Raw genomic sequence first — 9,965 nt, 5'->3', positions numbered from 1 at the left:
ACGTTTTGGCGGTCAATAAGCCGCCCTTTATGAGCAGCGAAAATTTGGAAAAAATCTATAAATTCGGGCTTCTAAACCGCCTGGATAAGGAAACCAGCGGCGTCGTGCTGCTATATAAGAACGAAGAATTTCGCGAAGCGGCGATTGCGGAATTTAAAAATTTGCGCGTGAAGAAAAGCTACATCGCGATCGTAAAAGGTATCGTGAGCGAAGAAATGAAATTTGACGAGCCGATTTTGACGATAAAGACCAGAAGCGGCGCGTTTTCTAAAATTTCGCCAAACGGCAAGAGTGCATTTAGCGAGGTTTATCCGCTGATGGTAAGCGGCAAAAAATCGCTCGTAAAAGTGCGGATCGAGACGGGCAGAACCCATCAGATCCGCGTGCATCTGGCAAACGCGGGATTCGGCGTAATAGGCGATGAAAAATACGCTAAAAGCCGTGCGAAGCGGATGTTTTTGCACTCGTACGAGACCGAAATTTTAGGGCTTAAATTTAAAGCTCCGCTAGGTAAAAGCTTCAACGAATTCGGCTTTGAAATTCCTAAAGATCTCTGATATTCAATGGCTTTTAAGTTAATTTTAGGTAACATCGCAAGTTTAAAAATTTTATAAGGGATCAAAGTGTTTGAGATCATAAGCGAGTCGTTTAAAAACGCGGTCAATAAATTAAAAACAATCGATGACGAAAAAGCTTTAAAAAACGCCTTGGAAACGCTAAAAAAGGCGCTTTTAAAGGCCGACGTGCACCACAAAGTCGTAAAGGATTTTTTGGCGCTCGTCGAAGCCGATCTTCGCATCGGCACGATAGGACAGAAGCCGTTTTTGCAGTCCATCAAGACAAATTTGACTAAAATTTTAACGGCGCCTAGAGGCAGCAGCCAGGGATTTGTATTCGCTAGCACGCCTCCTACGGTAGCTTTGATGACGGGACTTCAAGGAAGCGGAAAATCTACAAGCACGATAAAACTCGCGAACTATCTGAAACTTCGTAAAAAAAAGGTCTTGGTCGCAGCCTGCGACTTGCAGCGCCTAGCCGCGGTCGAGCAGCTCCGTCAGCTGTGCGAGGCGAATGAGATCGAGCTGTTTTTCATCGAGGGCGAGAGCGATCCGCTAAAGGTTGCCGAAAAAGCGCTAAGCAAGGCTAAAAGCGGGCTTTATGACGTACTGCTCGTAGATACGGCGGGGCGTCTTGCGATCGATGAGGCTCTGATGGCACAGCTTGCGGAGATGAAAAAAACTCTAAATCCGCATGAAATTTTTTACGTAGCGGACGCTATGAGCGGCCAAGACGGCATTAAAACGGCCGCTAAATTTGATGAAATTTTAGGCCTTACGGGCGTGATCTTAAGCAAATTTGACGCAGATACCAAAGGCGGCGTAGCTCTTGGTATCGCGCAGCAGCTTGGCATCCCGCTTCGCTTTATCGGAACCGGCGAAAAGGTAGCCGATCTGGAGGGCTTTATACCCGATAGAATCACCGGCCGCATTATGGGTGAGGGCGATTTAGCGACGCTGGCTGAGAAAACAAGCGCCGTCTTCGACGAAAGAGAAGCCAAAGCTTTGAACAAAAAGATCAAAAAGGGCGAGTTTAATTTCAACGATTTCGTAAATCAGCTCGAAAGCGTGAAAAAGCTCGGCAATATGAAAAATTTAATCGGCATGATCCCCGGGCTTTCCGGCATGGCGAATAAGATAAAAGATATCGATTTGGAAAACTCCAAAGAGATACTTCATATCAAAGCGATGATTAACTCTATGACGCCGAAAGAGCGCGAAAACCCCGATCTGCTAAATAATTCGCGCAAGCGCAGACTTGCTGCCGGCGCGGGGCTTTCGCAAGTGGAGGTGAACCGCTTTTTAAAGCAGTTCGCGGGTGCTTCGAAGCTTGCGAAGAAATTTTCAAGCAAGGGCGGTATGCAGGGGCTTGCCTCGATCGCTCAAAGGCAAAATTTACCGAGATAATTTCTCGGTAGAGTTTGCAGATGTTTAAGTTTTAGCCATCTGCAAGTTCTAAAACTTACAAAAATTTAAGGAGAAAAAATGGCAACAGTTGTTAGGCTTACAAGAATCGGAAGAAAGAAGCAGCCTTTTTACCGCATCGTGGTAACGGATAGCAGGAAAAGACGCGACGGCGGCTTTATCGAGACGATCGGCTTTTATAACCCGTTAAAGCAGAGCGATAATATTAAATTCGACGCGGAGCGTTTGGCATACTGGAAGAGCGTAGGCGCGAAGTTAAGCGATAGGGTCTCTCAAATCACAAGCAAATAAAATGGTAGAAAATTTTATAAAAGAATACGCAAAGTTGATCGCCGACTATCCGCAGTCCGTCTCTACGCAAAAGCGGGTCGGTGAAAACTTTACCGAGATCATCGTCTATGCCGACAAGGCCGACACCGGCAAACTCATCGGCAAGGACGGCAAAATGATAAACGCTATAAAGACCGTCATCATCGGCTACAAAGCAAAAGATCCGATCAATTATAAAATTACCGTCAAAGCCAAAGATGCCTGATGATCTTTTGGAGGTCGCAAAGCTCGGTCGGACTATAGGTCTAAAGGGCGCGGTTAAAATTTTTGATCGCAGCGACTTCCCCTCTCAGTTTAAAAAAGGCGCCAAATTTTATCTGCGAAACGGCGAAATTTTAGAAATTTTATCCTTTAGCGGCGCAAATTCTAGCGCTATCTTTAAAAATTACGAAAGCGTAGAAGCGGCGGCAAATTTAACTAACCAAATCCTTTACCGAAGCAAAGAGGATACGCGGAAATTTTGCAAATTGCAAAAGGGCGAGTTCTTTTACTTCGATATCATCGGGCTTGAAATTTACGAATACGACGCGGTTTTGGGGCGCGTAAGGGACATATCGCAGATCGGAAACGGATATCTTTTTGAGGTAGAAACGGACGAAAGCTTAATCTCGCAGGCTTTGCCGAAAGAATTTTTTATCCCCTACGTGGACGCCTATGTGAAAGAAATTTCGCTTAGCGAGCGTAAAATTTTTACGCAAAATGCGCGCGCGATTTTGGAAAACTCATGAATTTTATCTTCATCTCGCTGTTTGAAAATCTCATCGCGCCGTATTTTGAGGACTCGATTTTAAAGCGCGCGGTTGATAAGAAAATAATCTCGACGCATTTTTTTAACCCGCGAAATTTCACGACAAATCGGTACAAAAAAGTGGATGATTATATGATCGGCGGCGGTGCGGGGCTTTTGATCGGCACGGAGCCGCTTGCCGGGACGATCGAACACGTAAGAGCTAAATTTAAAAACGCCAAGTTTATCTACCTCTCGCCCGCCGGTAAAAAATTTAACCAAAACGATGCTAAGCGCCTAAGCAGCCAAGATAATTTATGCTTTATCTGCGGGCGCTACGAGGGGATCGATGAGCGCATAGTCGAAAGATATGTAGATGAAATTTTTTGCATCGGCGATTTCGTTCTTACCGGCGGCGAGCTCGGCGCGCTTTGCATGTGCGATGCGATAAGCCGCAATATAAGGGGCGTTTTGGGCAATGAAGGCTCGCTCGTCGAAGAAAGCTTTGAAGGCGGAATTTTAGAGGCACCCGCGTTCGCAAAGCCTGATATTTTTGAAAATTTACCTATAGTTTCAGAGTTTTTAAAGGGTAATCACGCTAAAATGCGTAGCTTAAAAAATCAAATGGCGCTATGCAAAACGAGGTTCTTCCGCCCGGATATGTACCGAAAGATCGCCAGAAATAAAGGAAATTTATGAAAAACAAGTATATCCAAGCGTTTGAGGACGCTCAGATCACAAGCAAAAGTGTGCCTGATTTCCGTGCCGGCGACACCTTAAAGGTAGCCATCAGGATCAAAGAGGGCGATAAGAGCAGAATTCAAAATTTTGAAGGCACCTGCATTGCGCGTCGCGGAAACGGCGTCGGCGAGACCTTCATCATTCGCAAGATCGGCGCAAATAGCGTCGGCGTAGAGAGAATTTTCCCGATCTACAGCGAAAGCATCGAAAGCATCGAGGTTCTAAGAAAGGGCCGCGTTCGCCGCGCGAAGCTATTTTACCTACGCGACAGACGCGGTAAAGCGGCTAAAATCAAAGAGCTTCGAAAATAATCCTTTAAATTTACGCTTCTCAATTCAAAAAGGAAGCTCTTTTTATAATGCGCGAGATTTTAAAAAATTTCGCGCAAAATTCACTCGCATTAAATCTAAAATTTTGCAAGCTTCACATTAAAATTTTTAATTTTAAACTGCCTAAAAATCGTCTTTTTCTATAGAAAAAGATAAAATATATCCTGATTTTATTTGCGTTTAAAAATATTACTATAAAATGCAAATTTTAATTTAGAAAACTCGCGCTAAATTTGAGAATTCGGCCGAGTAAAATTTATTCAGTAAAGAGCGAGATGTGACTTTTTTAGGCATTGACGTAGGATCAACCACTGTTAAAACGGTAGTTTTAAACGATAAATATGAAATTTTAAGCAAGAGCTACGAGCGGCATTTGGCAAAGCCCAAGGAGCTGGTGCTGGATAAAATTTTGCAAATCCAAAAAACCTATGCGGGCGAGCAATTCAGCGTCGCCATAGCGGGTTCGGCAGGCATGGGCATCGCCAAAAATTGCAAAATTCCGTTCGTCCAAGAGGTTTTCGCTACTTCGCTCGGCGTCAAGCGGATGTTTCCAAAGACCGATGTCGTAATCGAGCTCGGCGGTGAGGATGCTAAAATTTTATTTCTCACGGGCGGACTTGAGGAGCGGATGAACGGCTCGTGCGCGGGCGGCACCGGTGCATTTATCGATCAGATGACCAATCTTTTGCATCTGGATATCACAGAGCTCGACCGTCTAAGCTTTGCAGCGAATAAAATTTACCCGATCGCCTCACGCTGCGGCGTGTTCGCCAAAAGCGACATTCAGCCGCTACTAAATCAGGGCGTTAGAAAAGAGGATATTTGCGCTAGTATCTACGCTGCGGTCGTCGAACAGACGATCTCGGGGCTCGCACAGGGTCGCGAAGTTAAGGGCAATATTCTATTCTTGGGCGGCCCGTTGTTTTTCCTAAAAGGTCTTCAGGCGCGCTTTAAAGAGGTGCTAAAGCTCACCGACAAAACTGCGACCTTTCCCGACATTGCGCCTTATTTTGTGGCTTACGGCAGCGCGCTGTACGCAAAAGATACGGGCGAGACGTTAAATTTAGAGGAGACGATCGCGCTTTTAAAAAAGGAGCCCGATAGAACCGCGCTGGAAGCCGAGCCGCCACTTTTTAAAGACAGGGCGGAATTTGACGAGTTCACCGCTCGCCACGCCCGCGCGAGCGTGCCTAAGGTGGATATCCACACCTACAGCGGAGACGCGTATTTGGGCGTGGATTGCGGCAGCACTACGATCAAAGTCGTGCTTATGGGTGCAAACTACGAGCTGCTGTATAAATTTTACTCCTCCAATAAAGGCGATCCGGTCGACATCCTGCTGCCGCGTCTTAAGGAGCTATACGATCTTTGCGAGGGTCGCATCAAGATCAAGGGCAGCGGCGTTACCGGCTATGGCGAGGATCTCATTAAAACCGCCTTTCGCTTCGATTACGGTATCGTCGAGACGATCGCGCATTACAGCGCTGCGCGCCACTTCAATCCAAAGGTCGATTTCATCATCGACATCGGCGGTCAGGACATCAAGTGTTTCTCTATTAAAGATGGCAATATCGATTCTATCGTGCTAAACGAAGCGTGCAGCTCGGGTTGCGGCTCGTTTTTGCAGACCTTTTCAAATTCTTTGGGCTATGACATTAAAGATTTTGCAAACTTAGCCCTTTTTGCGACTCACCCCGCCAAGCTTGGTAGCCGCTGCACGGTATTTATGAACTCTTCGGTTAAGCAAGCTCAAAAAGACGGCGCTACGATCGAGGATATCAGCGCTGGACTTGCTATTAGCGTCATAAAAAATGCGATTTACAAGGTTATCCGCGTGCGAAATGCCGACGATTTGGGTCAAAACATCGTAGTGCAGGGCGGGACATTTTTAAACAACGCCGTGCTGCGCGCGTTTGAAAAAGAGCTCGGCAAGGACGTGATCCGTCTAGATATCAGCGAGCTTATGGGTGCATACGGCGCGGCGCTTTTTGCCAAAAATAACGCAAACGAGCGTACCGATATGATCAGTCGTGCAGAGCTTGAAAATTTCACTCATCGCAGCGAATTTAGCGTTTGCAAGCTCTGTACGAACAAATGCCCGCTTACGATCAGCTACTTCGGCGATACTAAATTTGTCTCGGGCAATAAATGCGAGCGCGGCGCGGGCAAAGAGATCCGCCACGACATTACGAATTTATTTGAGTTTAAAAACGAGCTTTTGCGAAAATATCGCAAGCCGCCGAAGCAAGACGCACCGCGAGTCGGAATTCCGTTTGTTTTGAATATGTTTGAGATGATCCCGTTTTACAGCGCGTTTTTTGAAAATTTAGGCATGAGCGTCGTGCTGTCGCAAAAGCCGCGAAAAGAGACGTTGTTTTTAGCAAGCCAGAGCATCCCGAGCGATACCGTCTGCTACCCGGCTAAAAGCGTGCACGGCCACATCTACGATCTGCTAAATAAAAGCGTCGATTTTATCTTTTATCCGTGTATGAGCTACAGCCTGGATGAAAATATCAGCGAGAACTGCTACAACTGCCCCGTAGTCGCATACTACCCCGAGTTGATTCGCTCAAACGTAGGGGCGCTGGAGGAGAAAAAATTCCTCTACCCGCACGTGGATCTTAATATGCAAGATTCGTTTTGCAAAACGATGCAGGCTGAGCTCGCGGATGCCGGGTATAAATTTCATTCAGACGCTGTGAAAAACGCCGTCTTGCAAGGCCTTAAGGAGCTGCAAAACTATAAAAATACCGTTTTAATAAAAGGCGAGGAGACCCTAAAAGAGATACAAAGTAGCGGTGCCAGCGCCATTGTGCTAGCGGGTCGTCCGTATCATATCGACAAGACGATCAACCACGGTATCGATCGCTATCTAAATTCCTTGGGCTTTATAGTGCTTAGCGAGGACGCGCTGCCGCTTAGCAGGGTGCAGACGAAAAGCCTTAATCAATGGACCTACCACGCCAGGCTTTATAGTGCGGCGCGGTTCATCTGTAAATACCCGCGCATGCAGCTGGTGCAGCTAGTCAGCTTCGGCTGCGGGATAGATGCGATCACGGGCGACGAGGTGCGCGACATACTGCGCCAAAACGGTAAAATTTACACTCAACTTAAAATCGACGAGGTTACGAACCTAGGCGCCGTTAAAATTCGTCTGCGTAGCCTAAAAGCGACTATGATAGAGCGCGAAAGGCAAGGCGCACAACAAGAAGCAAGAAAGGATGCGCGCTAATGTTTGCTAAATTTACGAAAGATATGAAAGCGACCCACACGATATTGATTCCCACAATGATCGATCCGCACTTTCGCTTTATGCAGGGGGTGCTGCGCGACGAGGGCTATAAGAGCGTCTTACTCGGCGAAAATCGTCAAAACATCGTCGAGGAGGGGCTTCGCAGCGTGCATAACGACATGTGCTACCCCGCGCTGCTCGTCATCGGGCAGTTTATCGACGCGCTAAAAAGCGGCGAGTTCGATACGCACAAAGTAGCGCTTCTCATCAGCCAAACGGGCGGCGGCTGCAGAGCGAGCAACTACATAAATTTGCTTCGCAAAGCGCTTGAGGACAGCGGCTTTAGCTACGTCCCCGCGATCTCGTTAAATTTCGGCTCGCTAGATGAGAATGAATTTAGCCTCGGCAAAAAATCGCTTCTAAAGCTTTTTGCCGCGATATTTTACGGCGATTTGATGATGGGGCTGTATAATCAGTGCAAGCCCTACGAAAAGATCAAAAACCAAACGAATGAAATTTACGAACTCTGCGCCGAGCGGATCAAAAATTTGACCGATCAAAGATCGTTTTTCAATCTCAAGAAAAATTTCAAATTTATCCTCTCGCAGTTCGCTAAAATCGAGCGCGACGATAAGCCGCGAGTGAAGGTAGGCATCGTGGGCGAAATTTATCTCAAATACTCGCCCATCGGCAATAACGGCCTAAACGCCTACCTTATCCGTGAAAACGCCGAGCCCGTAAATACGGGGCTGATGGACTTCGTACTTACCTGCATCTACGATGCGGTCTACGACAAGCAGCTCTACGGCAAGGGCGGTGCGGCGTATTACGGCTCGCTTGCGGTCGCTAAAGTAGTGGAATTTTTCCAGCGCATGATGATTAAGCAGATGAAGCGCTTCGGATTTCGCGCTCCGAGCCCATTTAGCGAGGTTCGCGCCGCCGCCGACGGCTATATCGGTCACGGCGTGAAGATGGGCGAGGGCTGGCTGCTGACGGCGGAGATGGTCGAGTTTATGCGCCACGGCATACAAAACGTCGTGTGCGCGCAGCCCTTCGGCTGCCTGCCAAACCACATCATCGCGCGCGGAATGATCCGAAAGATCAAGCAAAACTATCCGCAAGCAAACATCGCCGCGATCGACTACGACCCGGGCGCAAGCGCGGTAAATCAAGAAAACCGCATAAAGCTGATGCTTGCTAACGCAAATCGAAAATAGCCCGCCACATATCAAAAATGGCTTTGGAATTTTAGATTCTAAAGCCTACCGTAAAATTTTAAAATTTAAAAGCAAGCTCGCGATGATGGTTAAATTTTGACGCGCAAATAGCTCGCTTCCTTTCGCGAAATTTCCTCGAGATTTTAAAATTTTAAATCTCGATAGCGCTCTTGTGCTTCTTTTACCTCTTTCGCGCGTTCTGGCTTCAATTCTTGCGAAATTTCATCGGAATTTTATGGAAGTCCGCTCGCCACGTCATAAAATTCCACTCTCATTAAGGCAAAATTTAATACAATCCGTCTTTAAATTTTACAAAGGAAGTTTATGAAATTTTGGATTTGCGGCGCGGTTTTGGCGCTATGCTGTGGGATTTTTAGCGGATGCGCGAGTAAGAATTTGCCGGGCTACATGTAAGGGCGCGAGCATATCGTCGCGATGAGCGCGACGTCTGGCGGGCAGCTGCGTATGAGCGGCGAGATTTATGATTACGTATTTGATGCGAATCTTAGTGCCGTGCGTGCCAAAGTTGCGAATTTGGCGTCGTTGCATAAAGATGCGATAAGGCGCAACGTAAGCATGCTCACGATAGACAAATACAACGAAGGTAGCGATGCTGCGTATATCCAGCACGAAATCGAGCTCGTAAAGTCCGAGCTGCCGCTATCGGTGCAGGCGAGGCTGATGGATGACCCGGAGCAATTGGAGCCCGCGTATAGTTCTACGTTTCGCTACTCTTATCTAATCGAAGGCAGGTATTTTAAGCGACTAAAAGATCACGATGAGCTGCGCAAGTCGCACCGCTTAGCCGTGCCGATCGAATACCCCGCGCGCATAGCGGTCGATAGCGGGATCAAAAGCGAGCGCGATGCGAAAATGGATACCGATATACAAGGGCTCATCGTAATGCCGCTAATGATGCCGGTGCTGCTTTTAGGCAGTATCCTCGGTGACTAAAGCGACTGAATCACGGAAGTGAAATTTTATTGATTTAGATTCTAAAGTAGTGGCGGACAGAGAGGGATTTGAACCCTCGAGCCCCGGTTAGAAGCTGCACCCTTAGCAGGGGTGTGGTTTCGGCCACTCACCCATCTGTCCACAAAAAGAAATCGCATTATACATAACTAATCTAATAATGGGCTTAAATTAGCTCAGCTCGCGGAATTTATCACCGCGCGGATATTTTGAGCTAGCGGCACAAAGAGCTATAACGAGTCAAAAGGCGCTATGAAAAGAATTCATATTTATCATAGTAAAATTTTAAGTATAAATTCGCTTGCCTTGCAAATTCTAAAATTTTTGAAGCTTAATTCCAAAGTTTACTATAACTTTACGTTAAAATCCTCTTTAAATTTATGGTGGTCCAGTAAAATCTGGCGCAAATTCTGCACATAAATTCCGATCCTTAAA

At 46.8% G+C, this 9,965-nt stretch carries 11 protein-coding genes and 1 tRNA gene; 11 read left to right on the top strand and 1 reads right to left on the bottom strand.

From position 1 onward, the window contains the following. The 11 genes from Q0095_RS04365 to Q0095_RS04315 form a co-directional block, all read left to right on the top strand. Window positions 1-557, top strand: a 557-nt coding sequence (locus tag Q0095_RS04365) for an RNA pseudouridine synthase (protein ID WP_297881706.1), incomplete at its 5' end; no start/stop codon positions are given. A gap of 66 nt (window positions 558-623) precedes the next feature. After that, complete coding sequence (gene ffh, locus Q0095_RS04360; protein ID WP_297881704.1) at window positions 624-1,964, top strand: signal recognition particle protein; 1,341 nt, start codon at window positions 624-626, stop codon at window positions 1,962-1,964. Between the two features lie 78 nt (window positions 1,965-2,042). Beyond that, window positions 2,043-2,273, top strand: a complete 231-nt coding sequence (gene rpsP / locus Q0095_RS04355; RefSeq protein WP_297881702.1) for a 30S ribosomal protein S16 — start codon at window positions 2,043-2,045, stop codon at window positions 2,271-2,273. Window position 2,274: 1 nt separating this feature from the next. Then, a complete protein-coding gene (locus Q0095_RS04350) occupies window positions 2,275-2,517 on the top strand; it encodes a KH domain-containing protein (protein ID WP_005873158.1) in 243 nt (80 codons plus the stop codon). Continuing rightward, on the top strand, window positions 2,510-3,040 hold the full coding sequence (gene rimM / locus Q0095_RS04345) for a ribosome maturation factor RimM (RefSeq protein WP_297881700.1): 531 nt from the start codon (window positions 2,510-2,512) through the stop codon (window positions 3,038-3,040). The genes Q0095_RS04350 and rimM overlap by 8 nt, the downstream gene beginning before the upstream one ends. Then, a complete protein-coding gene (gene trmD, locus Q0095_RS04340; RefSeq protein WP_297881698.1) occupies window positions 3,037-3,738 on the top strand; it encodes a tRNA (guanosine(37)-N1)-methyltransferase TrmD in 702 nt (233 codons plus the stop codon). The genes rimM and trmD overlap by 4 nt, the downstream gene beginning before the upstream one ends. Beyond that, complete coding sequence (gene rplS, locus Q0095_RS04335) at window positions 3,735-4,091, top strand: 50S ribosomal protein L19 (protein WP_297881697.1); 357 nt, start codon at window positions 3,735-3,737, stop codon at window positions 4,089-4,091. Before trmD ends, rplS begins: the two co-directional genes overlap by 4 nt. Window positions 4,092-4,386: 295 nt before the next feature. Continuing rightward, complete coding sequence (locus Q0095_RS04330) at window positions 4,387-7,341, top strand: acyl-CoA dehydratase activase (protein ID WP_297881695.1); 2,955 nt, start codon at window positions 4,387-4,389, stop codon at window positions 7,339-7,341. Continuing rightward, a complete protein-coding gene (locus Q0095_RS04325; RefSeq protein WP_295098664.1) occupies window positions 7,341-8,558 on the top strand; it encodes a 2-hydroxyacyl-CoA dehydratase in 1,218 nt (405 codons plus the stop codon). The genes Q0095_RS04330 and Q0095_RS04325 overlap by 1 nt, the downstream gene beginning before the upstream one ends. Beyond that, a complete protein-coding gene (locus tag Q0095_RS04320; RefSeq protein WP_297881693.1) occupies window positions 8,536-8,658 on the top strand; it encodes a hypothetical protein in 123 nt (40 codons plus the stop codon). The genes Q0095_RS04325 and Q0095_RS04320 overlap by 23 nt, the downstream gene beginning before the upstream one ends. A gap of 335 nt (window positions 8,659-8,993) precedes the next feature. Next, on the top strand, window positions 8,994-9,512 hold the full coding sequence (locus tag Q0095_RS04315; RefSeq protein ID WP_297881691.1) for a hypothetical protein: 519 nt from the start codon (window positions 8,994-8,996) through the stop codon (window positions 9,510-9,512). Window positions 9,513-9,562: 50 nt separating this feature from the next. Here the strand turns inward: Q0095_RS04315 and Q0095_RS04310 are convergent. Further along, window positions 9,563-9,653: transfer RNA gene (locus Q0095_RS04310), tRNA-Ser, on the bottom strand. Between the last annotated feature and the right edge of the window lie 312 nt (window positions 9,654-9,965).

It is taken from the genome of uncultured Campylobacter sp. (genome assembly GCF_938045535.1).
GTDB lineage: Bacteria > Campylobacterota > Campylobacteria > Campylobacterales > Campylobacteraceae > Campylobacter_B.
This window is presented reverse-complemented; position numbering and strand designations above follow the sequence as displayed.

Coding starts and splice junctions, on each gene's coding strand:
- Q0095_RS04315 (WP_297881691.1), top strand. CDS start 8,994: ATGAGCGCGACGTCTGGCGGGCAGCTGCGTATGAGCGGCGAGATTTAT.
- Q0095_RS04350 (WP_005873158.1), top strand. CDS start 2,275: ATGGTAGAAAATTTTATAAAAGAATACGCAAAGTTGATCGCCGACTAT.
- Q0095_RS04325 (WP_295098664.1), top strand. CDS start 7,341: ATGTTTGCTAAATTTACGAAAGATATGAAAGCGACCCACACGATATTG.
- rimM (WP_297881700.1), top strand. CDS start 2,510: ATGCCTGATGATCTTTTGGAGGTCGCAAAGCTCGGTCGGACTATAGGT.
- rpsP (WP_297881702.1), top strand. CDS start 2,043: ATGGCAACAGTTGTTAGGCTTACAAGAATCGGAAGAAAGAAGCAGCCT.
- trmD (WP_297881698.1), top strand. CDS start 3,037: ATGAATTTTATCTTCATCTCGCTGTTTGAAAATCTCATCGCGCCGTAT.
- rplS (WP_297881697.1), top strand. CDS start 3,735: ATGAAAAACAAGTATATCCAAGCGTTTGAGGACGCTCAGATCACAAGC.